This is a genomic window from Azospirillum oryzae (assembly GCF_008364795.1).
Taxonomy (GTDB): domain Bacteria; phylum Pseudomonadota; class Alphaproteobacteria; order Azospirillales; family Azospirillaceae; genus Azospirillum; species Azospirillum oryzae.
The window spans coordinates 45,186-70,460 of the sequence record NZ_VTTM01000001.1; the positions used below are offsets into that span (position 1 = coordinate 45,186).

Below are 25,275 nucleotides of genomic sequence, written 5' to 3' on the forward strand. Positions count from 1 at the left end.
GAACTCCAAACCTTAACAAAATCTCGCAAGCGACATTGCGGCTGGCCGTATCGCATGGCCGGTGCTCCGCAGCACTTCGCCCCAATACCTCTTTGAGATCATGTTGCGTCCCAATCGTCCCCATCAACAAGGCGGAAATTGGGTGAGGATGCGGCGCCCATGCGGCGCGGTGGGGGACTACCGCTGGATTACCGAATTGTTTCAACAACTTGGCAAGCTTGCCACGGGGTGGGAAATTTTACGGAGGGGGTCGCGCCCGGCCGGCCGCCGCCGTGGGGAGCGACAATCACAGGCGGTAGACGAGACTTTCGGCCAAGGCCCGCTCAGGCCGGAAGGCTGGTCCCCAGCCCCATGGCCAGGACCTCGCGCAGGCTGGCGGGGGTGACCGGCTTGGCCAGCACCGCGTCGGCGCCGCCGTCGCGCGCCTGGGCCTCGCGGTCGCCGTCGACACGGCCGCTCATCAACACCACCGGCAGGGCCTGCCGGTACGGCTCGCCGCCGGCGCGGAGCGCGCGGACGAAACCGAGGCCGTCCATCGGCTGCATTTCCACGTCGCACAGCACCAGATCGGGAGAGTGGGCGGCAACGGCGGCGAGGCCCGACTCGCCGTCGGCGGCCTGGTGCACCGCCTTGACGCCCAGCGTGCCCAGCATCTTCGCCAACACCATGCGGGTGAAGGACTCGTCCTCGATCACCAGGACCGACAGGGCGCCGAACGGCGTCTCCGTCCCGCCTGCCCCAGCGCCTTCAGCAGCATCCTCAGCCGATCGGTCAGCCACCACGCCCGCCCTTTCGCTTGAACCACCCGCGGCGGACTGGCACCGGGGGTCATTTCGTGACTGAACCTGTGTACGATGGCAACCAGGGCCGCGCAAGATATCCAAAAACAAGAGGGGCGGACTGCCCTGGATGAGCGGTTGCGCCGGTCCACCGGCCCCGCTTAGATGGGACACATGAGCTTCCTCGATCACATCCGCGCGTGCAACGCGCACGACCTGTCCGGCTTCCGCCCCTTCGAGCTGGACGGCCACACCGTGGGCTGGGTGCGCCACGCCCTGGCCGACGCGCTGCCCGGCGTCGATCCCGGATTCGTCGTCACCGCCGACCGGTTGACCATCGCGCCCGAGATCCGGGACTTCGAAGCGCGCTCCACCCTGCTCGACCATGCCGCCGCCTATCTGGTGGAGCGGGGTACGGTCAAGGCGTTGCGCGGCGAATATTACCCCATCCTGCCGCGCTGGGGGGCGGAGCCGCTGGCCCGACTGGACCGCGCCGCGGTCGGCGCCTTCGGCATCGAGGCCTATGGCCTGCACATCAACGGCTTTGTCCGCGACGAGGCCGGCGGGAATGGGGCCGGCGGCCTGCTGCTGTGGGTCGGCCGCCGCGCCCGCGACCGCGAGGTGGCGCCGGGCCAGTTCGACAACCTGATCGCCGGCGGCCAGCCCATCGGCCTGACGCTGGCCGAGAATCTGGAGAAGGAGGCGGCGGAGGAGGCCGGGCTCGACGCCGAGACCGCGCGGCGCGCCGTGCCGGTCGGCGCCATCAGCTACACCATGGAGACGCCGGCCGGTCTGAAGCGCGACCGCCTGTTCGTCTACGACCTGGAGCTTCCGCCCGGCGTCACCCCGGTCAACACCGACGGCGAGGTGGAGTGCTTCGAACTCTGGCCGCTGGACAAGGTGGCCGACTCGGTGCGCGGCACCGGCGACTGGAAGTTCAACGTCAACCTCGTGGTGATCGATTTCCTGGTCCGCCACGGCTGGCTGACCCCGGAGAACGACCCCGACTATCTGGAGATCGCCTGCGGCCTGCGGCGATAGGCCCGACTCCGGTCGAACAAAAGGCCCCGCCCTCTTGCGAGAGCGGGGCCGTTTTCTTCCGGCCGCGGCGGCGCCCGGTGTCTTTACCCTGACTGCGGCAGCCTTATTGCGGCAGCGGCTGCGGGCTGTCGGCCAGCGAGCGCAGGTAGGCGATGACGGCGGCGCGGTCGTCGTCCTTCTTCAGGCCGGCGAAGGTCATCTTGGTGCCCGGAGCATAGGCCTTCGGGTCGTAGAGGAACTTGTTCAGCTCGTCATAGGTCCAGGTGCCGCCGGTCTTGACCAGGGCATCGGAATAGCTGAAGCCCTGCATGTGGCCCTTCGGACCGCCGACGACGCCGTACAGGTTCGGGCCGACCTTGGCCGAACCGCCCTTGTCGAAGCCGTGGCAGGCGGCGCAGGCCTTGGCGACCTTCTGGCCGGCTTCCGGGCTGGCGGCGGCGAGCAGCGGCGCGATCGGCGCCGGACCGGTGGGAGCGGCACCCTTGTCGGCGGGCGCGCTGGCCCCCTCGGGCGTCGCGATGACATAGACGCTCTGTTCGAGCGGCTTCGAATGAACCAGCACCTTGGACGCGAATCCGGCCAGCATCGCGATCAGCCCGGCCAGCAGCACGGCGCCGAAAACCTTGTTCCACTCCATGCTCATTGAGAGCCCCTTTTTTCCCTATTTCAGTACACTCGGCGTTTCTCCCGCCCGCGGCCGAACGCGCCGCGGTTACCATAGCCCGCGGTCCGAAGCTTGTCATAGCCCGGCGGACCGCGAAAAAAGGTCGCATACAAATTTGTCGCAGTCACCAACCTCTTAATTTGCTTGCGCATCACGCTGCACTGCAAAACGCCCTCCATTCGGGTCATACCGGCACTTGACGCCGCACCGGCGTCCATGTTTCACCCGCGCCAATGCCCTCTGGCCCGCTCTGGCGGACCTGATGCCTTTACCACCGGAGCTTCCGCGCCATGCCGACCGCTTCCAGCCCCACCCGTCCCGTCAACCCGATCGTGGTGATCCCGGCGCGCATGGCCTCCACCCGGCTGCCCGGCAAGCCGCTGGCCGACATCCTGGGGGCGCCGATGATCGTCCATGTGCTGCGCCGCGCCATGGAGGCCGCCATCGGCCCGGTGGTGGTCGCCTGTGCCGAGCCGGAGATCGCCCGCGCCGTCGAGGCCGCCGGCGGCACCGCCGTGCTGACGCGCCCCGATCATCCCTCGGGCTCCGACCGCATCTTCGAGGCGCTGCGGCTGATCGACCCGGAGGGGCGGCACGACGCAGTGGTCAATGTGCAGGGCGACCTGCCGACCATCGAGCCGGAGAGCGTGCGCGCCGCCTTCGCCCCGCTGGCCGATCCGGAGGTCGACATTGCCACGCTGGTCGTCGAGATCACGCGGGAGGAGGAGATCAGCGACCCCAACGTGGTCAAGGCGGTGCTGGAACTGCCGCCCGGCGCCCGCCAGGGCCGCGCGCTCTATTTCACCCGCGCCACCGCGCCGACCGGCGACGGGCCGCTCTATCACCACATCGGCCTCTACGCCTATCGCCGGGCGGCGCTGGAACGTTTCGTGTCGCTGCCGCCCTCGGTGCTGGAACAGCGCGAGCGGCTGGAGCAGCTGCGCGCCCTGTCGAACGGCATGCGCATCGACGCGGCGGTCGTTGACGCGGTTCCGCTGGGTGTCGATACTCCCGCCGACCTGGAGCGCGCCTGCGCCCTCCTCTCCGCCCGCAAGGGCGGCTGAAACCTGATGTTTCCGGCCGCAAGGCTGGCCGATAGCCTGACCAACCAGCCTCAATAAAGATTCGCCGGGGGAACTTCGTCCATGCCCACGTCCAACATCATCGCCTTCCAGGGCTTCCCCGGCGCCTATTCCGATCTGGCCTGCCGCAATGCGCGGCCGACCATGACGACGATGCCCTGCGCCACCTTCGAGGACGCCTTCTCGGCGGTGCGCGAGGGTCGGGCCTCGCTTGCGATGATTCCGGTGGAGAACTCCATCGCCGGCCGCGTCGCCGACAACCATTACCTGCTGCCGGAAGGCGGACTGCACATCATCGGCGAGCATTTCCAGCGGGTGAACCACCAGCTGCTGGCGCCGAAGGGCGCCACGCTGGACAGCATCCAGACCGTGCGCAGCCACATCCAGGCGCTGTCCCAGTGCCAGACCGCCATCCGCGAGCTGGGGCTGCAGGCGATCAACCATGCCGACACGGCGGGGGCGGCGAAAGAGATCGCGGCGATGAACGACCCGCGCCATGCCGCCATCGCCTCGTCACTGGCCGCGGAAATCTACGGGCTGGACATCCTGAAGAGCGGGATCGAGGACGCCGCCCACAACACCACCCGCTTCCTGATCCTGGCGCGCGAGCCGAAGCTGCCGGCGCTGGGCTCCTGCAAGACGATCACCACCTTCGTCTTCCGCGTCCGCAGCGTGCCGGCCGCGCTGTACAAGGCGCTGGGCGGCTTCGCCACCAACGGCGTCAACATGACCAAGCTGGAAAGCTACATGGTCGGCGGCCATTTCACCCAGACCCAGTTCTATGCCGACGTGGAGGGCCATCCCGACGAGCGCCCGCTGCGCCTCGCCCTGGAGGAGCTGGATTTCTTCGCCCGCGAGGTGAAGATCCTCGGCGTCTATCCGGCCAACCCGTTCCGCTATCAGGAAAGCCAGCGCGTCGGCGAGGACTGATACCCTCGCCGCGTCTCTCTCCCGCAACGCCGCAAGTCTTTTCGCAACCGCGGTCAAGTCGCGCGTCATTCCGCCGCAGTGACGTGACTTAGCCGTGGCCGCGTCCGGCAGGTGCTGGGCATGATTAGCGAAAGTTGTTATACAGTAAAGACCGGCAAGGACCGGAGTCATAAGCCTACGAATACAACAAGACACCACGGCGGCTGACGGGTGAAACCCCGCCGACGGCCATGGCGCCACGGATGGAGGTTGCCATGCTCACGATGGACGATTGCCTGGGATTGGCTAATCTGGAGGCGGAGGAAGTGGCGCAGATCGCCGCCCACGAACATCTCCCCTTCATGACCGCCCTGGAAAAGGGCGCCTCGCTTCTGCACGAGCCCTGGGGCGACGCCGCCGTCCGCCAGATGGTGTGGGACAATCTTTGCAGCGCCGATCGACGCCGTCCGGCAGAAGCGGCCTCGCTGATGACGCTCTACAACGACACCTGCACCCGCCACCCCAACCCCTTCGACCGCCGCTGCTCCCCAGCCCGCGCGGCAGGGTCGCAACGGCGGCATTGAGGGAACATTGCACCGGAAGGTTAACACCGTCGAATCCGGCGGCTCCCAAACAAACCACCGTTGGATTGTTGGTCGTTGGCACCCCTGATAAAGACATCGCGGGTGCCAACGATCATGTGCAGCGACATTTCCAACTGACCGGCATCTTAATTGGTCAGGGTGTTTTCATCAACGGTCCACGCAAAAAACTTGCGCGGCGAATAATCCTACCTCTTTGTGTAAATGTCGTAAATCAGCTCTAGAAAGAAAGACACCAGAATCCATGCTATAATGACATTGGTTAGCGTAATAATCACAGAGACATATGGAAAGGAATTCTGCTGCCCGCCGCTCGGCAGGCGCATTCCAATCTCATCTCTTATATATGAAGCGATAATCCACAACAGCAGCGACAGAGCTAACTTCCAACCATCAAACAAAATGTGAAGAAGCAGCATTTTAACCATTTGCTTTTACCTCACGAAACGAACGCTTTACCTTTCGCATGGTTATATCCTCTCATATAACCGGACTGGTGTACATAAACCTCCATGTTGGTGTATCGGAAAGATATTTTCGGCTTGCTGATTGATGTCGGATCTTTCAATTCAAGAATATCAATATTTCTGCCGAGCTCACGAGGCGTTTCGATACCAAGCCAATCATCGGCATCGACATCTTCTTTTACAACCTCCATTATTACATCATGCGCCCAAGAAGAACAGTTATTCGTTGTGGCCCAGGTTGACGCTTTAGAAAGTATAAGGCTAAGCTTTGCTTCTTGCTGGACAGAAAGCTGATAGTATCTGCTCGACACCGCAACATAAGAGTCTTCGTATCCCACACGAACATCTGATTTATTTGGATCTCCTTCTTTTCTCTTCATAACTTCACCGTTATCGTCCGGCCACAGTCCATAATTTGTTGTTTTCTTGTCTATTGTCACCGAAATCCAGGCGTGACCAGCGATTAACCCATTCTTATCGCCAGAGACATTGCTATGAACACCGAGAATAGAGGCCATTCTATTTCTCCATCAAAACAAATTCGAATAGGACTGCTTGTCGGCAGTAATTGGATTTGCACCAATTTAATCGGCAACATACCCGCCATCAACAAAATAAACATTGAGCACATCGCTTCATTCATACGTATTACTTTTAAACGCGCTTCATTTCTGTACATATGAATTGACGTGACTTCCCATTACTCAAGGGGTTGCGAATAAAAACATTTGCGCAAAATACAATATTTTCCGCCTTGGCCGCTTTCTGTATCTGTATTTCACAGCTCAGCAGCGATCAGAATTGGATCGGGGAAAACAGACTGGCGCTGTAAACGGCAGGAATCAGAGCTGCATCAGCAACCGGCACTCGCCGAACTCATTCTTTGGATTGCAGCGCGGAACAGGTTCAACGGCAGAGAAGATGAAAAGGCCCACCCAATGCCGGCCTTTTCTTATACTCGCCTCAAACTCGGGTCCTTCACCCCTCCGCCAACCACTCCCGGATCAGGCGGTGGGCGATCGAGTCGGCGCGGGCGAGGCGGAAGGTCTCGTCCGGGGTGTGGGTGCGCAGGAAGTCGCGGTCGAACCAGCGGGCGCTTTCCAGCTCGTCGTTGCCGGTGTCGATGTCGATGCTGGTGGCCCGCGCCGTGAAGCCCAGCATCAGCGACGACGGGAAGGGCCAGGGCTGCGACGAGCGGTATTGGATGTCGGTCACCGTCAGCCCGACCTCCTCGAACACCTCGCGGGCGACTGTGTCCTCCAGGCTTTCGCCCGGTTCGAGGAAGCCAGCCAGCACCGAATGCATGCCCGGCGGGAAACGGCTCTGGCGGCCCAGCACGATGCGGTCGCCGCCGTCATGGACCAGCATGATGACGGCCGGGTCGGTGCGCGGGAAATGGTGGGTGGCGCAGTCGGGATTGGTGCAGAGCCGCACATGGCCGCCTTCCGCCGACGCGGCCGGGGAGCCGCAGACCCCGCAGAAGCGGTGGCGGGCGTTCCACCACACCATGCCGCGGGCATAGGCGCACAGCGCCGCCTCCCCTTCCGGCATCAGCGGTCCGGTCACGCGCAGATCCTCGAACCGGCCGTGGCCTTGCAATGCCGGCAGTACGTCCGGCTCCTCCACCATCGACAGGTCGACGGTGAAGAGCGGGGCGCCATCCTCCATCAGCCCGAGGAAGATCGGCACCGCATCCAGCCCTTCCGCCGGCAACAGGACGGCGCGCGGCGCATCCAGTGGACCGGCAACGAAACTCTTGGTCTGCCAGACCGGCAGGACGCGGGATGCGGGGGCGAGCCAGGCCTCCGTCAGCCAATCCTCGTCCTTGCGGCGGAGGGAGGCGCGGTCGACCGGCGCGGCGGCATAGATGTTGGGTCGGTTCGTCATGGCTGATGGAGGCTGCCACAAGCCGTGCCGGGCGAAAAGCCCTCCCGGTGGCTTGGCTGTCCTGCGACGGCAGGCACCGCCCCACACGAAGCCCGAAGCCTAAAGCCTGCACAGGGCGCTTTCGGGTTTCCGGGGCGGGCGGGCACCGGTAGGATGCGGCAACCAGTCTGACAGATTCAAGGAGCGACCATGACCGAACCCTGCCCCGCCCCGATGGTGGCGCTCGCCCAGCGGTTGGCCGACTCCAGCGGCAGCGTCGTCCGCCGCTATTTCCGCACCCCCGTCACCATCGACGACAAGGCCGACGCGTCGCCGGTCACCATCGCCGACCGCGAGGCGGAGCATGTCATCCGCACCATCATCGAAAGCCAGCGCCCCGACGACGGCATCTATGGCGAGGAGCACGGCACCAAGAACCTGGACGCCGAATGGGTGTGGGTGATCGACCCCATCGACGGCACCAAATCCTTCATCACCGGCCGGCCGATCTTCGGCACGCTGATCGCCTTGCTGCACAATGGCCGCCCGGTGATGGGCATCATCGACCAGCCCATCGTCGGCGACCGCTGGATCGGCGTGGAGGGCCGGCCGACAACCCACAACGGCCAGCCGGTGCGCGTCCGCCCCTGCCCCGGCGGGCTGGCCGCCGCCATGTTCGGCACCACCTCGCCCGACCTGTTCCCCGGCAGCGATTACGACGCCTATCGCCGCGTCGCCGCCAAGGTGAAGACGGCGGCCTATGGCGGCGACTGCTACACCTACGGCCTGCTGGCGTCCGGCTATTACGACCTCGTCGTCGAGTCGGGGCTGAAGCTTTACGACTTCGCGGCGCTGGTGCCGGTGGTGACCGGGGCCAGCGGGCTGATGACGGATTGGGAGGGCAAGCCGCTCGATGCCAAGTCCAGCGGCCGGGTAATCGCCGCCGGCGACCCTCTGACCCACCGGGAGGCCATGAAGGCGCTGGCCGGCTAAGGACACCGAGATGACCGCCCCGACGATGACCTCCATCGAACCGCCTGCCCGTTCCGTCTTCGAAACGTCCCCTGAAAAGCTGCGGCCCTTTCTGGAAGGCCTGGCCGCGCGGGTGTCGGGCGGGTCGAATTGGATGGTGCGCAAGAAGACCGTCTGCGACCTGCTGCTGGGGCTGGACGCCTTCTTCGCCCTGCCGGCGGCCGAACGCCGCGCGCTGATGGCCGATGACGGCGTCCCGTCCGATGCCGCCGACGCGGAGGGCGGGCCGGAGGATTTCCGCAAGGTCCTGCCGCTCTATGTCGGCGCCATCCTGGAAGGGCTGAAGGAAACGGCCATTGCGTCCCCGGAACAGGCGGCCATCTACCTGCTGTCGATCCATCCCGAGCATCAGGCGGCGGCGGAAGCCTGGATGCTGGCCGACCCGCGCAACGGGAAGTCGGTGCGCCGGCTGATGCGGGACGACCGCCGCTATCGCCAGTTGATGGACCGCATGGCCGACCACTGGCGAAGCTCGCAAAGCCGCTGACGCTGAACCGGAATTGCGCTTGGATTTGCGCTTGACGGGGGCGCGGGCGTGGCAATCTAACCAGAACGTCCGCTCCCCACACAGGACCGCCGATGCGCCGCCTTCTCGCCGTTGCCGCCACGATCCTGACCCTTGCCGCGCCGGCCGCCCTGACCCCGGCGCAGGCCGCGACGCAGGCAACCACCAGGACCGTCACCGCGCTGAAGCAGTTCGGGGAGCCGCAGTTCAAGCCCGGCTTCACCCATTTCCCCCACGTCAATCCCGATGTGCCCAAGGGCGGGTCGATCGGGCTGGCCGAATCGCAGCCGGGCACCTACGACAGCCTGAACACGCTGATCCTACGCGGGGTGCGGCCGCGCACGCTGGGGCTGATCTCCGACACGCTGATGGTCGGGTCCGGCTGGGAACTGGACGCCGCCTATGCCCATCTGGCGGAAAGCGTCGAGGTGCCGGACGACTATGGTTGGGCCACCTTCACGCTGCGCCAGGGTGCCCACTGGCATGACGGCACGCCGATCACCAGCGCCGACGTGGTCTTCACCTGGGATGCGATCCAGGCCCACGGCGCGCCCTTCATCAAGTCCTTCCTCGACCACATCGCCAAGGTGGAGGCGCTGGACGACCGCCGCTTCAAGATCACCCTGACCGGCACGGGCGAGATCAAGCCGATCATCGACTTCGCCACGACCTTCTCGCCGCAGCCCAAGCATTGGTGGACCGCCAATGGCCGCGACATCTCCAAGACGACGCTGGAACCGGTGCTGGGCAGCGGCCCCTACCGGATCAAGACCGTCGATCCCGGCCGCTCCATCACCTACGAACGGGTCGCCGACTGGTGGGCGAAGGATCAACCGACCGCCCGCGGCTTCTACAATTTCGACACGGTGAAGGACGACTTCTACCGCGACGACGACGTGATGTTCGAGGCGTTCAAGGCCGGCGCCTATGATTTCCGCGGCGAATACCGGGCGCAGCGCTGGACCACCGGCTACGACTTCCCCGCCGTCAAGGACGGCCGGGTGAAGACGCTGGAGGTGCCGAGCGAACTGCCGCTCGGCGCCCAGGGATTCCGCCTGAACACCCGGCGCGCCAAGTTCGCCGATCCGCAGGTGCGCGAGGCGCTGACCCTGCTGTTCGACTTCGACTGGATCCAGAAGAACATCCTGTACGGCCAGTACAAGCGTACGCTCAGCAACTTCCCCAACTCCGATTTCGGGGCGAAGGGACCACCCGGCCCGGCGGAGCTGGCGCTGCTGGACCCCTACAAGGCGCAGCTGTCCGAGCGGTTGCTGACCCAGCCCTTCACGCTACCCACCAGCGACGGCAGCGGCAACAACCGCGCCCAGGTGCGCGAGGCGACGCGCCTGTTCAAAGCGGCCGGCTGGGAGGTCCGCAACGGCAAGCTGACCAATGTGAAGACCGGCGAGGCGATGGCCATTGAGTTCCTCGACGGCACCGGGGCGCTGACCCGCGTCATCCAGCCCTATGTCGAGACGCTGCGCCGCGTCGGCATCGACGCGTCCTTGCGCCTTGTCGACACCGCCCAGTATCAGGCCCGGCTGGACGAGTTCGATTTCGACGCGATCATCGTCAACCTCGCCTTCTTCACCCCGCCCGGCACTGAGTTGCGCGGCTATTTCGGCTCCGCCGCCGCCGGCACCAAGGGTTCGGCGAATTATTCCGGCATCCACGACCCGGTCGCCGACGCGCTGATCGAAAAGGCGCTGGCCGCCAAGGATCTGGACAGCGTTCAGGCGGCGACCCGCGCGCTCGACCGCGTTCTGCTGTGGGGCTTCTACATGGTGCCGCAATGGTACAATCCGGAAAGCTGGATCGCCCACAAGGCGTGGCTGGCCCATCCCACGGTCTGGCCGAAATACGACCAGGACTATCGCAGCACCAATTTCCCGGCGACCTGGTGGGTCGATCCGGCTGGTAAGGCGGCGCAGCCTTGATGACGCCCCATTGCCGGGCTAACTCCATCAGGCTGAACGCTTTTCGAGAAAACAAGCGAGGGAGGGGATCGGGCATGACGGGTCGGATGCGGTGGCTGGGCACCGGTATGACAGCGGCGATGACGGGGCTTCTGCTGCTGGCGACTCCGGTCGTAGCGCAGGAGAAGGGCAGCCACGCCCTGGCCCTGCACGGCAAGCCGAAATACGGACCGGATTTCCAGCATCTCGACTACGTCAATCCCGACGCGCCGAAGGGCGGCGAGGTCAAGCTGATGGCCTTCGGCGGCTTCGACAACCTGAACCCCTTCATCCTGCGCGGACAGGCCGCCGCCGGCTCCGGGCTGGCGTTCCAGACCCTGACCACCAGCAACGGCGACGAGGCGATCACCGAATACGGCCTGCTGGCCGAAAGCATCGCGGTGGCGCCGGACCATACCTGGGTCGCCTTCACCCTGCGGCCGGAGGCCCGTTTCCAGGACGGCAAGCCGGTCACGGCGGACGACGTGATCTGGAGCTTCGACACGCTGCGGGAGAAGGGCCACCCGCTCTACCGCACTTATTACGCCGACGTGACGAAGGCGGAGAAGACCGGCGAACACACGGTCAAATTCTCGTTCCGGGATGGCAACAATCCGGAGCTGCCGGTCATCATGGGCCAACTGCCGGTGCTGCCCAAGCACGCCTTCGCCAATCGCGATTTCGCCACCACGACGCTGGAGCCGCTGGTCGGCAGCGGTCCCTACAAGGTGGTGGACGTGCAGCCCGGCCGCTCCATCACCTACGAGCGGGTGAAGGACTGGTGGGCGAAGGACCTGCCGATCAACCGTGGCCGCTACAATTTCGACCGCATCCGCTACGACTATTACCGCGACCTCGACGTGGCGTTCGAGGCGTTCAAGGCCGGCGCCTATGATTTCCGGCTGGAGAACTCGTCAAAGAACTGGACCACCGGCTACAATGTTCCGGCGGTGCAGAACGGCCAGATCGTCAAGGAGGAGATCAAGCACCAGGACCCGCAGGGGATGCAGGCCTTCGTGTTCAACATCCGCCGGCCGATCTTCGAGGACCGCCGCGTGCGCGAGGCGCTGAATTACCTGTTCGACTATGAATGGACGCGGGCAAACCTGTCCTACGGCCTCTATCAGCGCACCAAGAGCTATTTCGCCAACACCGAGCTGGCGTCCACCGGCCTGCCCTCTCCCGCCGAACTGAAGCTGCTGGAACCCTTCCGCGGCCAGATCCCGGACGAGGTGTTCACCAAGTCCTACGAGCCGCCGAAGACCGACGCCAGCGGCAACATCCGCGGCAACCTGCGCACCGCGCTCGGCCTGCTGAAGGACGCCGGCTGGGAGCTGAAGAACGGCAAGCTGGTCAACACCCAAGGCCAGCCCTTCCGTTTCGAGATCCTGCTGGTGCAGGCGGACATGGAACGCATCGTCCAGCCCTTCGTCCGCAATCTGGAGCGCGCCGGCATCGAGGCGCAGATCCGCGTGGTCGACAGCGCGCAGTACCAGAACCGCACCGATAATTTCGATTACGATATGATCATCGAGCGGTTCGCGCAGTCGTTGTCGCCCGGCAACGAACAGCGCGACTACTGGGAATCCTCGCGCGCCGACCAGCCGGGCAGCCGCAACGCCATCGGCATCAAGAACCCGGTGGTCGACAAGCTGGTGGAGACGCTGATCGCCGCCCCCGACCGCGAGTCGCTGATCGCCGCCACCCGGGCGCTGGACCGCGTGCTGCTGTGGAACTGGTACGTCATCCCGCACTGGCACGACACGGTGTACCGCGTCGCCTACTGGAACCGTTTCTCCCATCCGGCGGTTGCACCCAAATACGGCCTGGGCTTCCAGGACAGCTGGTGGGTCGATCCGGAAAAGAACGCCAAGCTGGCCAGCAGCGCGCGCCGCACGGAACCCTGAACCGCCTGAGACGTACAATGCTCTGACACGTGGAACGGTCTGGTCTAAGCTGTCGTTTCCTTTGTGGATTGGGGAGGGTCGGGACACCCGCGATGCTGGCTTACATCATCCGCCGCCTGTTGCTGATCATCCCCACCCTGTTCGGGATCATGGTGATCAATTTCCTGATCGTGCAGATCGCCCCCGGCGGCCCGATCGAGCAGATGATCGCCCGCGTCCAGGGCACGGCGGTGGAGGCGACCTCGCGCATCGGCGGTTCGGCCGGCGGCGACGCCAACACCGCCCAGCGCCAGAACCAGGCCGGCGGCGACAGCGGCAGCAAGTACCGCGGCGCCCAGGGCCTGGATCCCGCCTTCATCAAGCAGCTGGAGAAGGAGTTCGGCTTCGACAAGCCGCTGCACGAACGCTTCATCCACATGATGTCGAACTACATCCGCTTCGATTTCGGCACCAGCTACTTCCGCGACCGCCGGGTCGTCGATCTGGTGATCGAGAAGATGCCGGTGTCGATCTCGCTCGGCATCTGGACGACGCTGATCGTTTATCTGGTCTCCATCCCGCTCGGCATCGCCAAGGCGGTGCGCGATGGCCAGCCCTTCGACGTCTGGACCTCCGGCGTCGTCATCGTCGGCTATGCGATTCCCAGCTTCCTGTTCGCCGTGCTGCTGATCGTGCTGTTCGCCGGCGGGCGCTATTTCGACTGGTTCCCATTGCGCGGGCTGGTGTCGGACAATTGGAGCGACCTGCCCTGGTACAAGCAGGTTCTGGATTACTTCTGGCACATGGCGCTGCCGGTGATCTCCATGGTGATCGGCGGCTTCGCCGGCCTGACCATGCTGACCAAGAACTCCTTCCTGGAGGAGATCGGCAAGCAGTACGTCATCACCGCCCGCGCCAAGGGCCTGACGGAAAACCGCGTGCTGTACGGCCATGTCTTCCGCAACGCCATGCTGATCGTCATCGCCGGCTTCCCCGGCGCCTTCATCGGCATCCTGTTCACCGGCGCCATGCTGATCGAGGTGATCTTCTCGCTTGACGGGCTGGGGCTGCTGGGCTTCGAGGCGGCGATCAATCGCGACTATCCGGTGATGTTCGGCACGCTGTACTTCTTCACGCTGCTGGGGCTGATCATGAATCTGGTCGGCGACATCACCTATGTGATGGTCGATCCCCGCATCGACTTCGAATCGCGGAGGGTGTGATGACTCCGCTGACCCGGCGCCGGCTGGCCAACTTCAAGGCGAACCGCCGCGGCTTCTGGTCCTTCTGGATCTTCCTGGTGCTGTTCTTCGTCTCGCTGGGGGCGGAGTTCATCGCCAACGACAAGCCGTTGGTGATCGAGTACGAGAACCACTACTACTGGCCCGTCTTCAACGCCTACCCGGAGACCACCTTCGGCGGCGAGTTCGAGACGGAGACCGATTACCGCGACCCCTATGTCCGCGACCTGATCAATTCCAAGGGCTGGATGGTCTGGCCGCCGATCCCCTACAGCTACCGCACCATCAACTACAACCTGCCGGTCCCCGCCCCGGCGCCGCCGTCCGCCGACAACTGGCTGGGCACCGACGACCAGGGGCGCGACGTGGTGGCGCGGCTGATCTACGGTTTCCGCATCTCGGTGCTGTTCGGGTTGGTGCTGACCGCCTTCTCGTCCGTCATCGGCGTGGCCGCCGGCGCGGTCCAGGGGTATTTCGGCGGCCTGACCGACCTGCTGTTCCAGCGCTTCATCGAGATCTGGCAGGGGCTGCCCACCCTGTTCCTGCTGATCATCCTGGCCAGCGTGGTGACGCCGACCTTCTGGTGGCTCCTGGGCCTGCTGCTGCTGTTCTCCTGGACCGCGCTGGTCCATGTGGTGCGGGCGGAGTTCCTGCGGGCGCGCAACCTGGATTACGTGCGCGCCGCCAAGGCGCTGGGGGCCGGCGACGTCACAATCATGGTGCGCCATGTGCTGCCCAACGCGATGGTGGCGACGCTGACCTTCATGCCCTTCATCCTGAACGGCTCGATCACCACCCTGACCGCGCTTGACTTTCTCGGCTTCGGCCTGCCGCCCGGTTCGCCGTCGCTGGGCGAGCTGCTGGCCCAGGGCAAGGCCAACCTGCAGGCACCCTGGCTGGGCCTGACCGCCTTCTTCGTGCTGGCGATCATGCTGAGCCTGCTGATCTTCATCGGCGAGGCGGTGCGCGACGCCTTCGACCCGCGCAAGACCATCGCCCAGATGTCCACGGCGATGCCGGGCGAGGCCGCCGCGGCGACCGCCGCACGCAAGGAGGCGGCGGAGTGACGATGACGACCGTGAAGAGTCCGACATGACCATTATGCCCCCCAATCCCGACCTGCTGTCCGTGCGGGGCCTGCGTGTCGATTTCCGGTCGGACGCCGGTGCGACGCAGGCCGTCAAGGGCGTGTCCTTCGACATCCAGAAGGGCGAGACGCTGGCGCTCGTCGGCGAATCGGGCTCCGGCAAGTCGGTGACGGCTCTGTCGATCCTGCAGCTGCTGCCCTACCCGATGGCGCACCATCCCGCCGGCTCGATCCGCTTCCGCGACACCGAACTGCTGGGTGCCGACGAACGGACGCTGCGGCAGGTGCGCGGCAACCGCATCGCCATGATCTTCCAGGAGCCGATGACCTCGCTGAACCCGCTCCACAGCATCGAGCGGCAGATCAACGAGACCCTGTTCCTGCACAAGCGCCTATCGACCGGCGCGGCCCGCACCCGCACGCTGGAGTTGCTGCGCCTCGTCGGCCTGCCCGACCCGGAAAAGCGGCTGACCGCCTACCCGCACGAACTGTCGGGCGGACAGCGCCAGCGCGTGATGATCGCCATGGCGCTGGCCAACGAGCCCGACCTGCTGATCGCCGACGAACCGACCACCGCGCTCGACGTCACCATCCAGGCGCAGATCCTGGCGCTGCTGAAGGATCTGCAGAGCCGCTTCGGCATGGCGCTGCTGCTGATCACCCATGATCTGGGCGTGGTGCGCAAGATGGCCGACCGCGTCTGCGTGATGAACCAGGGCGAGATTGTCGAGCAGGCCAAGGTCGACGACCTGTTCATCCGCCCGCGCCATGCCTACACCCAGAAGCTGCTGTCGGCCGAGCCGCGCGGCAACCCGCTGAACCCGCCCGACGACGCGGCGGAGGTTATGGCCGCCGACCGGCTGAAGGTCTATTTCCCGATCAAGAAGGGCCTGCTGCGCCGCACCGTCGGCCATATCAAGGCGGTGGACGGCGTCGATGTCGCGGTGCGCCGCGGCCACACGGTGGGCGTCGTCGGCGAATCGGGATCGGGCAAGACGACGCTGGGCCTTGCGCTCTTGCGGCTGCACGCCAGCGAGGGCGCCATCCGCTTCGACGGCACCGACATCCAGGGCTGGGCTCCGAAGCGCCTGCGGGGCCTGAGGCGGGAGATGCAGATCGTCTTCCAGGACCCCTATGGCAGCCTGTCGCCCCGCCTGTCGGTCGGCCAGATCATCGGCGAGGGGCTGGGCATCCACGGCATCGGCGACAGCAAGGAGCGCGAGGCGATGGTCGCCCGCGCGCTGGAGGAGGTCGGACTGCCTCCCGAGGCCCGCAACCGCTACCCGCACGAGTTCTCCGGCGGCCAGCGCCAGCGCATCGCCATCGCCCGCGCCCTGGTGCTGAAGCCGAAATTTGTCGTGCTGGACGAGCCGACCTCGGCGTTGGACATGTCGGTGCAGGCGCAGATCGTCGACCTGCTGCGCGACATCCAGGCCCGCCACAACCTCGCCTATCTGTTCATCAGCCACGACCTGCGGGTGGTGCGGGCGCTGTCCAGCCACGTCATGGTGATGAAGGACGGCAAGGTGGTCGAACAGGGTCCGACCCAGCGCATCTTCGAGGACCCGCGCGAGGAGTACACCCGCGCCCTGCTCGCCGCCGCCCTGAACCTCGAAGCCGTGGAGTCGCCGGCGGTGCGGACGTAGGGTGCGATCCCCTCAGTGCATGCTGTGCGGGCAAGATCTCCACGGATTTCACGGATTTCGACACGGATTTTTCTGAACGTGGCGACGCTTTGGCCTTACCCGGAGACTGCCGCTTCGGGTCGTCACATCCGTGAAATCCGTGGAAAGCCCACACCCCCGGAACCGCATTGTCCGGGACAACCCGCCGCCCCGCCAAAAGCTTTATCCCGGACCGCTCCGCGGTTAGGGTACCGCTCCCCTCGCACTGACTGACGCCGACGCCATGACCGACACCGCCCTGCAAGACGCCGCCCGCCTCGCTGATGCCGTCCGGTCGGGGGACCGGCGGGCGCTGGCCCGTGCGATCACGCTGATCGAATCGACGCGTGCCGATCATCGCGAAACCGCCGAGGCGCTGCTGGCGGCACTGCTGCCCTATACCGGCAACTCGGTGCGACTCGGCATCTCGGGCGTGCCGGGTGTGGGGAAATCCACTTTCATCGAGGCGTTCGGGCTGCATGTCATCGGGCTGGGGCACAAGGTCGCGGTGCTGGCGGTCGATCCGTCGTCGCAGCGCACCGGCGGCTCGATCCTGGGCGACAAGACCCGCATGGTCGACCTGTCGCGCGAGGCGAACGCCTTCATCCGCCCCTCCCCCGCCGGGACGACGCTGGGCGGCGTGGCCCGCCGCACGCGCGAGGCGATGCTGATCTGCGAGGCCGCCGGATTCGACGTGATCGTGGTGGAGACGGTCGGCGTCGGCCAGTCGGAGACGGCGGTCGCCGACATGGTCGACCTGTTCATGCTGCTGCTGCTGCCGGCCGGCGGCGACGAGCTGCAGGGCATCAAGAAGGGCATCGTCGAGTTGGCCGACCTCGTGGTCGTCAACAAGGCCGACGGCGACCTCGCCGCCACCGCCCGCCACACCGTCGCCGACTACCGCCACGCGCTGGCCCTGCTGCGCCACGGCGACTGGCGGGTGCCGGTGCTCAGCTGCTCCGCCTTCCGGAAGATCGGCATCGACACGGTGTGGCAGACCATCGGCGAGCATAAGGCGCTGACCGAAGCCAACGGCGCCCGCGCCACCCGTCGGGCGGAGCAGGCCCGCGCCTGGCTGTGGAGTGAGATCCGCGAGACGCTGATCGACCGTTTCCGCTCTCACCCCGCCGTGCGGGCCGATCTGGCGCGACTCGAGGCGGAGGTGACCGCCGGAACCACCATCCCGGCCGCCGCCGCCCACACCCTTCTGGGGCGCTTCCTCGCCCAATCCGATCGAGCATAATCCGTTCAGCTTATGCTGCACCGCAACAAATCCGTTGCACCGCACCAACCGTAGGGCTATTCTGCGCCGGGCGGGAAAGGGGCGACGTGTGTCGATTCGGGCTTTGTCGATTCGTACATGGCGCTTGGGCCGGGGTGCCCGCGGTCTCCTGGGGTTACGCCGGAGCGGCCTTTCCGTTTCCGCCAACGTGCCATCACCTACGGGAGACAACGCCATGACCGCTCAGCCGACCCCCGCCAACGTCCTGAACCTGTTCAAGTCCAACGCCCAGACCACCGCGGCCAAGTCCGCCCGCGTCGCCACCCTGGTCCAGGACGGCTACCGCCGCTGGTTCGACGGCGTGACCGCGTCGGTGAACGACGCCAGCCGTCTGGCCGCCGGGTTGGGCAAGGCCCGCACCCCCGCCGATCTGGCGGCGCTGCAGCGCGATTGGCTGTCCACCACCCAGGCCCGCGTGACCGAGAGCGTGCAGGGCTTCCTGGACGTCTCCACCAAGATCGCCGCCGAGATCACCACTCTGCCGACTCCGGCCGCCGATGCCGCTCCGGTTGCCGCTCCGGCCCCCAAGGCCGAAGCTCCGAAGCCGACGCTGGTGACGGTCGCCGCCCCGAAGGCCGCCGCCCCGAAGGTCGAGACGCCGAAGGTCGAAGCCCCCGCTCCGGCCCCGGTCGTCGAGGCTCCGGAAGCCGCGCCGGCTCCGGCCCCTGTTCCGGTCCAGGTTGCCGAAACCGCCCCTGTCGCCGCCACCGCCGCCGCTGAGCCGGTCGAGGTTCCGGTGCAGGAACTGGTCGAGACGGTGAAGGCCGAGCAGGCCGCTCCGGCCGCCGCCATCGCCGAGGAGGTGAAGGCCGTGGCCAAGCCGGCGCCGCGCCGCGCCGCCAAGCCGGTTGCCGCCAAGCCGGCGTCGAAGACCTCCCCCACCGTGAACTGACACCGGTCACGGCAAGATTGGCGCGGCGCGTCTCTTCGCCAGATCGAAGAGGCCGCCGCGCTTCGACTCTCCACCCTTCCGCGACGACTCGGCTTTTGGCGGTTTCATCGCGGATCCCGGCTTGACGACGGCGCTTTTGTTCGACTATATAGCGGCCTCCTTCGGGCGGCAGGCCGTCCGTTACCGGGTTTCATTTGCTAAAGTAAAGGATCAGTCCGATGGCACGTCGGTGCTCCGTGACCGGCAAGGGCACGCAGTTTGGCAACAACGTCAGCCACGCCAACAACAAGAATCGCCGCCGCTTCCAGCCGAACCTCCAGGAAACGTCGCTGCTCAGCGACAGCCTGGGGCAGCTGGTGCGTCTGCGCCTCTCGGTGAACGCGATCCGCTCGATCGAGCACAAGGGCGGCCTCGACGCCTTCCTGCTCGATGCGAAGGACGCCGTCCTGAGCCTCGACGCCCGTCGCATCAAGCGCCGGATCGCCAAGGCCCAGGAGAAGCAGCAGGTCGCGGCCTGATCGCTTCCCCGGCATCTGGGGCGCGTTTGGTGTGCTGAGGCGGGGCGCTTGCCGCTCCGCCGACAAGAATTAAGACGCGTACAGGACGATTCCGACTCCCGGTAAGAGAGCGGCGCGCGACATCCGAAAGGGTGCCGCGCGTTTCGTCGTTTCTAGGGGTGGGTTGTTGCGGGTGGGGGTCTAACCCTCACTCCCCAGCAGTTCGTCCGGGTCTTCCGCATCCACCACGCGCCGGGCGATCTCATAGCCGAACCCCGCCCGCCCCAGCGCCGCCATGTCCTTGTCGCGGTGCGCGTCGCGCTGTTCCGGCCGCCGGTACGGCCCCAGCCGCCGCCGCTTCGCCAGAGCCAGCGCCGCGGTCAGGTCCAGATCGGGCCCGACATCCTCGCGCAGGCTGTCCAGCGCCTTGTCGGCTTCGTCACGGCCGATGCCCTTGCCGGCCAGCTTCTGGGCAATCATCCGGGTGGAGGCGCCGCGCCGGTGCAGGCTCTCCGTCCGCATGCGGGCATAGGTCTCGTCGTTCAACAGGCCGCTGCGGACATAGCGGGCCAGCAGTTCGTCGATCCAGCGGGCACCCTCCTCGCGGTCGGTGCCGTGGGCCTTGGCCGACAGGTCGACCTTGCGCATCAGCACCCGGCGCAGGTTGGTTGTCGAACTGGCGAAGCGCTCCAGATAATGCAGCGCCGCGTTCTCCAGATATTGCGGCGTGACCCGCTTCGGCGGCTTCCTGGCCGGCGGTCGGGCCGGGGGAGCGGAACGCTTGTCGTCGGTGTTCATGGCAGTCCCTTCGGCGGCGGCGGTTGCCGGATGGACAGGCCGCACGTACAGTCCGTGGCCTGATACCGGCCGGTTCCCAACAGGCAGCCCGACAGGCAGCCCAACAGGCAGTTCGTGACGCGATGACCCTTCCCCTTCCTCCCATGCCGCGCAATGTCGGTTCCGTCAACTGGATCGGCCTGTGGACGCTCTATGCACGCGAGGTACGGCGCTTCATCAAGGTGCACCAGCAGACCGTCTGGGCGCCGGTGGTGACGACGCTGCTCTATTACGCGGTGTTCGCCCTGTCGCTGGGATCGGCGGTGCGGATGGTCGGCGCGACACCCTACCTGGAATTCCTGGCGCCCGGCCTGATCATGATGGCGATGGTGCAGAACGCCTTCGCCAACACCTCCTCCTCCGTCGTCATCGCCAAGGTCCAGGGCAACATCGTCGACATCCTGATGCCGCCGCTGTCGCCGATGGAACTGGTCAGCGGCTTCGTGCTGGGCGGCGTGACCCGCGGCGTCGTGGTCGGTCTGGTGACGGGGCTCGCCATCTGGGCGGTGATCCCGATGCACATGCCGCATCCGGGATTCGTGCTGTTCCACGCGGTGATGGCGTCGATGCTGCTGGCGCTGCTGGGTCTGGTCGGCGGCGTCTGGTCGGAGAAGTTCGACAACATCGCCGCGGTCACCAACTTCGTGGTGACGCCGCTGTCCTTCCTGTCCGGCACCTTCTATTCGGTCGACACCCTGCCGCCGGTCTTCTGGTGGGTCGCCCATTTCGACCCCTTCTTCTACATGATCGACGGCTTCCGCTACGGCTTCATCGGGGTGTCCGACGGGGCGCGCTGGCTGGGCGTCGCGGTGATGCTGGGGGTGAATGCCGGCCTGTGGTGGCTCGCCTGGCGCATGTTCAAGACCGGTTACAAGCTCAAGGCGTAAAGACGTCGCGTTCGCCGCGCTTTTCCACCCCTATCCGTTGACAGAACCCATCAATCTCCGGATATTTGCCGTTCCCGGCGGTCAGGCATGGCCGCCGGATTTTCCATTTTGGAGACCAAGCCGTGATCCCCGTCGTTATGCCCACATACGCCCGCGCCGACGTCGTGTTCGAGCGCGGTGAAGGTCCGTATCTCTACGCGACCGACGGGCGACGATTCCTCGACTTCGCCGCCGGCGTCGCGGTGAACGCGCTGGGTCACGCGCACCCCTATCTGGTCGAAAAGCTGACCGAGCAGGCGAAGAAGCTGTGGCACACCTCCAACCTGTTCCGGGTCGCCGGACAGGAGAGCCTGGGCAAGCGCCTGACCGAGGCGACCTTCGCCGACACCGTGTTCTTCACGAACTCCGGTGCGGAAGCGTGGGAATGCGGCGCCAAGGCCGTCCGCAAGTACCATTATGACAGCGGCAACCCGCAGAAGAACCGCATCATCACCTTCGAGCAGGCCTTCCACGGCCGCACGCTGGGCGCCATCTCGGCCGCCAAGCAGGAGAAGCTGGTGCACGGCTTCGACCCGCTGCTGGACGGCTTCGATCAGGTGCCGTTCGGCGACCTCGACGCCGTGCGCGCCGCCATCACCCCCCAGACCGGCGGCATCTGCGTCGAGCCGATCCAGGGTGAAGGCGGGATCCGCGCCGGCTCGGTGGAGTTCCTGCGCGGCCTGCGCGCGCTGTGCGACGAGCATGGCCTGCTGCTGTTCCTGGACGAGATCCAGTGCGGCATGGGCCGCACCGGCAAGCTGTTCGCCCATGAATGGGCCGGCATCACGCCGGACGTCATGTGCGTCGCCAAGGGCATCGGCGGCGGCTTCCCGCTCGGCGCCTGCCTTGCGACGGAGCGTGCGGCGTCGGGCATGACCGCCGGCACCCACGGCTCGACCTATGGCGGCAACCCGCTGGCGACCGCCGTCGGCAACGCCGTGCTGGACGTCGTGCTGGCGCCGGGCTTCCTCGACAATGTCCAGCAGACGTCCGCTTATATGCGCGACCGTCTGGAAGAGCTGGTCGCCAAGTATCCGTCGCTGTTCCTGGAACTGCGCGGCCAGGGCCTGATGCTGGGCCTGCGGCTTGGCCAGCCGGTCGGCGACGTGGTGGCAAAGCTGCGCGCCAACGGCCTGCTGTCGGTTCCGGCCGGCGACAATGTGGTGCGGCTGCTGCCGCCCCTGAATATCGGCGAAGCCGAAGTGAACGAAGCCGTCGGGATTCTCGACCGGACGGCGCAGGAGTGCGTGGGATGAGCGGCGACAATACCAACACGGTCCGGCATTTTCTCGACATCGACCGGATGGACGGCGCCACCCTGCGCCGCCTGCTCGACCATGCCGTCCGCATCAAGGCCGACCTGAAGAAGGACCGGCTGGCCCATTCCACCCTGCTGGCCGGCCGCTCGCTGGCCCTGATCTTCGAAAAGCCCTCGACCCGCACCCGCGTATCGTTCGAGGTCGGCATGCAGCAGTTCGGCGGCAGCGTCGTCGTGCTGAAACCCGACGACATGCAGTTGGGCCGCGGCGAGACCATCGGCGACACCGCCCGCGTGCTGTCGCGCTTTGTCGATGCGGTGATGGTCCGCACCACCGGCGAGGAGCGGGTGCATGAACTGGCGGCCCATGCCAGCATCCCGATCATCAACGGCCTGACCGACCAGACCCACCCCTGCCAGATCATGGCCGACCTGATGACCTTCGAGGAGCATCGCGGTCCGATCAACGGCCGGACCGTCGCCTGGATCGGCGACTGCAACAACGTCGCGGTCAGCTGGGCGCACGCCGCCGTCCGCTTCGGCTTCGAGCTGCGTCTGGCCTGCCCGACCGTCTACGGCCCGTCGCCGGAGCTGCTGGCCTGGGCGGAGCGCGAGGGCACCGGCCGTCTGGTCGTCACCGAATCGCCGGAAGAGGCGGTGCGCGGGGTCGAATGCGTCATCACCGACGCCTGGGCCTCGATGCACAACACCGACGTGGACGAGCGCGCGGCGATCCTCGCCCCCTATCAGGTGAACGAGGCGCTGATGGCGCACGCCCATCCCGACGCGTTGTTCATGCACTGCCTGCCGGCCCACCGGAACGAGGAAGTGACCGACGGCGTCATCGACGGCCGCCATTCGGTGGTCTGGGACGAGGCGGAAAACCGCCTGCACGCCCAGAAGGCCATCCTCGGCTGGTGCATGGGCGTGCTGGACTAAGGGCGCCACTTGCCCCCTCCCCGACCCTCCCCCGCTTCGCGGGAGAGGGAGTAGGTTTCGAAGCGGCGGAGTTCCCTCTCCCGCGTGAGCGGGGGAGGGTTAGGGAGGGGGCAAGACGCCCCCAAACCACAGGCCACCCCCATGCATGGGTGCCCTGCCGATCTTGATTCGGCCGCTCTCCGCCCCGATCTTCGGCCCTACGCCTGCATAACCGGTCTCTGTCTTAAGGAATGCGCCCTATGGACGATCCGTCCGTCCGCCCGCTCACCGATGATTTCGTCCTGCCGTTCCAGATCGAGGCGTCGCGCCTGCGCGGCCGCATCGTCAAGCTGGGGCCGGCGATCGACGAGATCCTGACCCGCCACGACTATCCGCCCACCGTCGCCCGCTTCCTGGCGGAAACGGCGACGCTGGCCGTGCTGCTCGCCAGCATGCTGAAGTACGAGGGCATCTTCACGCTCCAGACCAAGGGCGACGGGCCGATCCGCCTGATGGTGGCCGATGTCACCTCGGTCGGCGACGTGCGCGCCTATGCCCAGTTCGATCCGGAAGCACTGGCCAAGGCCGAGCGGGACGTCGACATCGCCCCGGCTGCGGCCCTGCTCGGCAAGGGCTACATCGCCTTCACGGTGGACCAGGGTCAGGACACCGACCGCTACCAGGGCATCGTCGAGCTGTACGGCAAGACGCTGACCGACTGCGTCCAGCATTACTTCCGCCAGTCGGAGCAGATCGACACCGGCCTGACCGTCTCGGTCGACCGCGAGGTGAAGCCGGACGGCACCCCCGGCCAGTGGCGCACCGGCGGCGTCATGATCCAGCGCCTGCCGCAGGAGCAGGGTCTGGTCGCCTCGGACAAGGAAGACGATTGGCGCCGCGCCATGGTGCTGATGGCCAGCGTCACCGGCGACGAGCTGCTGTCGACCGACCTTGCCGCCTCCGACCTGCTCTACCGCCTGTTCCACGAGGACGGCGTGCGCATCTATGACGGCCATGCACTCCGCTTCGGCTGCCGCTGCTCGCGCGAGCGGGTGGAGACCATGCTGCGCAGCCTGCCCCGCGAAGAGGTTCAGGAGCTGAAGATCGACGACGGCCGGGTCGAGGTGACCTGCCAGTTCTGCTCGACCGACTACCACTTCACCGACGCGGACCTCGACCGCGTGTATGGGGCGTAAGCAATGCGATGGTGGCCGGTGCCGTTGGGCGCCGGCCGTCTACTTGCGCTCCCCGTCTGCCTCGCCCATACTCTATGTCAATTATTGACATAGGGCCCTCAGGGGGGGATGACGGCGATGGCGACCAACGTGCATCTGACTCCGGAGTTGGAACGCTTCGCCCGCGACTGTGTCGAAGGCGGACGATACAACAATGTCAGCGAGGTCGTGCGCTCCGGCTTGCGGCTTTTGCAGGAGGCCGAGGAGCGGCGGCAAAGTTTCAACGCCATGCTGCTCCAGGCCGAAGCCGAAGCCGACCGCGACGGCAGCTTCGTCATCGACGACGTCTTGGCAGAAGCCGACGCGATCATCGACTCCGGCATCCATTCCCGCGACCAATGACTGCCGCATTGCTGTCGCCGGCGGCGCGCCACGACCTGCTGGGGGCAATCCGCTGGATCGCCCGTGACAATCCCGGCGCCGCCCGCGCCTTGCGCGATACCGTCACCCGGACGGCAGATCGCATCGGCACTCATCCCCTGGTCGGAACGCCCCGCCCGGAATTGGCCGAACCGCCTTACCGCTTCGTAAGCCTAACCGGCTTTCCCTACGTCATCGTCTACAATGCCGAACGCCGGCCGCCGTTGATCGTCCGCATCCTTCATGGCGCCCGCGATCTGCCTGCCCTGCTCGGCGACCTGTCCTGAATC

Annotated in this window: 25 protein-coding genes; 20 read left to right on the top strand and 5 right to left on the bottom strand. The window is 66.1% G+C overall.

Translation table 11 applies throughout. The annotated features are described in order from the left end of the window. Window positions 1–323: 323 nt before the first annotated feature. Window positions 324–779 (bottom strand): response regulator, encoded by a 456-nt coding sequence (locus FZ938_RS00225; RefSeq protein ID WP_246457547.1) that lies wholly within the window; start codon window positions 777–779, stop codon window positions 324–326. A gap of 174 nt (window positions 780–953) precedes the next feature. Here FZ938_RS00225 and FZ938_RS00230 point away from each other — a divergent pair, with 174 nt between their 5' ends. After that, entirely contained in the window at window positions 954–1,820 is an 867-nt protein-coding gene (locus FZ938_RS00230) for an NUDIX hydrolase (protein WP_149196726.1), read from the top strand. Window positions 1,821–1,923: 103 nt separating this feature from the next. On the opposite strand, the gene FZ938_RS00235 is transcribed toward FZ938_RS00230, so the two are convergent. Further along, window positions 1,924–2,463: a c-type cytochrome gene (locus tag FZ938_RS00235; protein WP_149196727.1), complete on the bottom strand. Its 540-nt coding sequence runs from the start codon at window positions 2,461–2,463 to the stop codon at window positions 1,924–1,926. 311 nt (window positions 2,464–2,774) lie between these two features. Between FZ938_RS00235 and FZ938_RS00240 the strand changes: the two genes are divergently transcribed. From FZ938_RS00240 to FZ938_RS00250, 3 genes are all read left to right on the top strand, one after another. Further along, the gene (locus tag FZ938_RS00240) at window positions 2,775–3,548 is read left to right on the top strand and encodes a 3-deoxy-manno-octulosonate cytidylyltransferase (protein WP_149196728.1); all 774 of its coding nucleotides are present in this window, start codon (window positions 2,775–2,777) and stop codon (window positions 3,546–3,548) included. 81 nt (window positions 3,549–3,629) lie between these two features. After that, window positions 3,630–4,496: a prephenate dehydratase gene (locus tag FZ938_RS00245; protein WP_149196729.1), complete on the top strand. Its 867-nt coding sequence runs from the start codon at window positions 3,630–3,632 to the stop codon at window positions 4,494–4,496. Between the two features lie 254 nt (window positions 4,497–4,750). Beyond that, entirely contained in the window at window positions 4,751–5,059 is a 309-nt protein-coding gene (locus FZ938_RS00250) for a hypothetical protein (protein WP_149196730.1), read from the top strand. A 457-nt stretch (window positions 5,060–5,516) separates the two neighbouring features. On the opposite strand, the gene FZ938_RS00255 is transcribed toward FZ938_RS00250, so the two are convergent. After that, window positions 5,517–6,062 carry a hypothetical protein gene (locus FZ938_RS00255; RefSeq protein WP_149196731.1) on the bottom strand — a complete coding sequence of 182 codons (546 nt, stop codon included), beginning with the start codon at window positions 6,060–6,062 and terminating at the stop codon, window positions 5,517–5,519. A gap of 460 nt (window positions 6,063–6,522) precedes the next feature. Beyond that, window positions 6,523–7,431 (bottom strand): NAD(+) diphosphatase, encoded by a 909-nt coding sequence (gene nudC, locus FZ938_RS00260; protein WP_149196732.1) that lies wholly within the window; start codon window positions 7,429–7,431, stop codon window positions 6,523–6,525. Window positions 7,432–7,620: 189 nt separating this feature from the next. Here nudC and hisN point away from each other — a divergent pair, with 189 nt between their 5' ends. From hisN to rpmB, 10 genes are all read left to right on the top strand, one after another. Then, a complete protein-coding gene (hisN, locus tag FZ938_RS00265) occupies window positions 7,621–8,403 on the top strand; it encodes a histidinol-phosphatase (protein WP_149196733.1) in 783 nt (260 codons plus the stop codon). A 10-nt stretch (window positions 8,404–8,413) separates the two neighbouring features. Continuing rightward, a complete protein-coding gene (locus tag FZ938_RS00270; RefSeq protein WP_246457548.1) occupies window positions 8,414–8,929 on the top strand; it encodes a hypothetical protein in 516 nt (171 codons plus the stop codon). A gap of 92 nt (window positions 8,930–9,021) precedes the next feature. After that, entirely contained in the window at window positions 9,022–10,884 is a 1,863-nt protein-coding gene (locus tag FZ938_RS00275) for an extracellular solute-binding protein (protein ID WP_149196734.1), read from the top strand. A 74-nt stretch (window positions 10,885–10,958) separates the two neighbouring features. Further along, a complete protein-coding gene (locus FZ938_RS00280; protein ID WP_149196735.1) occupies window positions 10,959–12,809 on the top strand; it encodes an extracellular solute-binding protein in 1,851 nt (616 codons plus the stop codon). A 92-nt stretch (window positions 12,810–12,901) separates the two neighbouring features. After that, on the top strand, window positions 12,902–14,011 hold the full coding sequence (locus tag FZ938_RS00285) for a microcin C ABC transporter permease YejB (protein WP_149196736.1): 1,110 nt from the start codon (window positions 12,902–12,904) through the stop codon (window positions 14,009–14,011). Next, window positions 14,011–15,096: an ABC transporter permease gene (locus tag FZ938_RS00290; protein WP_149196737.1), complete on the top strand. Its 1,086-nt coding sequence runs from the start codon at window positions 14,011–14,013 to the stop codon at window positions 15,094–15,096. Before FZ938_RS00285 ends, FZ938_RS00290 begins: the two co-directional genes overlap by 1 nt. A 25-nt stretch (window positions 15,097–15,121) precedes the next feature. Beyond that, complete coding sequence (locus FZ938_RS00295; protein WP_149196738.1) at window positions 15,122–16,762, top strand: ABC transporter ATP-binding protein; 1,641 nt, start codon at window positions 15,122–15,124, stop codon at window positions 16,760–16,762. A gap of 262 nt (window positions 16,763–17,024) precedes the next feature. Further along, window positions 17,025–18,023 (top strand): methylmalonyl Co-A mutase-associated GTPase MeaB, encoded by a 999-nt coding sequence (meaB, locus tag FZ938_RS00300; RefSeq protein ID WP_149196739.1) that lies wholly within the window; start codon window positions 17,025–17,027, stop codon window positions 18,021–18,023. Window positions 18,024–18,237: 214 nt separating this feature from the next. Next, window positions 18,238–18,954, top strand: a complete 717-nt coding sequence (locus tag FZ938_RS00305; protein ID WP_149196740.1) for a phasin family protein — start codon at window positions 18,238–18,240, stop codon at window positions 18,952–18,954. Between the two features lie 218 nt (window positions 18,955–19,172). Next, window positions 19,173–19,472: a 50S ribosomal protein L28 gene (rpmB, locus tag FZ938_RS00310; protein WP_042696295.1), complete on the top strand. Its 300-nt coding sequence runs from the start codon at window positions 19,173–19,175 to the stop codon at window positions 19,470–19,472. A gap of 180 nt (window positions 19,473–19,652) precedes the next feature. Here the strand turns inward: rpmB and FZ938_RS00315 are convergent, their stop codons facing one another. After that, entirely contained in the window at window positions 19,653–20,249 is a 597-nt protein-coding gene (locus FZ938_RS00315; protein ID WP_149196741.1) for a regulatory protein RecX, read from the bottom strand. A gap of 122 nt (window positions 20,250–20,371) precedes the next feature. Here FZ938_RS00315 and FZ938_RS00320 point away from each other — a divergent pair, with 122 nt between their 5' ends. From FZ938_RS00320 to FZ938_RS00345, 6 genes are all read left to right on the top strand, one after another. Next, window positions 20,372–21,175, top strand: a complete 804-nt coding sequence (locus FZ938_RS00320; protein WP_149196742.1) for an ABC transporter permease — start codon at window positions 20,372–20,374, stop codon at window positions 21,173–21,175. A 122-nt stretch (window positions 21,176–21,297) separates the two neighbouring features. Then, the gene (locus tag FZ938_RS00325) at window positions 21,298–22,470 is read left to right on the top strand and encodes an aspartate aminotransferase family protein (RefSeq protein ID WP_149196743.1); all 1,173 of its coding nucleotides are present in this window, start codon (window positions 21,298–21,300) and stop codon (window positions 22,468–22,470) included. Next, on the top strand, window positions 22,467–23,411 hold the full coding sequence (gene argF / locus FZ938_RS00330) for an ornithine carbamoyltransferase (RefSeq protein WP_149196744.1): 945 nt from the start codon (window positions 22,467–22,469) through the stop codon (window positions 23,409–23,411). Before FZ938_RS00325 ends, argF begins: the two co-directional genes overlap by 4 nt. 239 nt (window positions 23,412–23,650) lie before the next feature. Further along, window positions 23,651–24,586, top strand: a complete 936-nt coding sequence (locus tag FZ938_RS00335) for an Hsp33 family molecular chaperone (protein WP_246457550.1) — start codon at window positions 23,651–23,653, stop codon at window positions 24,584–24,586. A 117-nt stretch (window positions 24,587–24,703) separates the two neighbouring features. Beyond that, window positions 24,704–24,967: a type II toxin-antitoxin system ParD family antitoxin gene (locus tag FZ938_RS00340; RefSeq protein WP_149196746.1), complete on the top strand. Its 264-nt coding sequence runs from the start codon at window positions 24,704–24,706 to the stop codon at window positions 24,965–24,967. Further along, window positions 24,964–25,272 (top strand): type II toxin-antitoxin system RelE/ParE family toxin, encoded by a 309-nt coding sequence (locus FZ938_RS00345; RefSeq protein WP_149196747.1) that lies wholly within the window; start codon window positions 24,964–24,966, stop codon window positions 25,270–25,272. The genes FZ938_RS00340 and FZ938_RS00345 overlap by 4 nt, the downstream gene beginning before the upstream one ends. Window positions 25,273–25,275 lie beyond the last annotated feature (3 nt).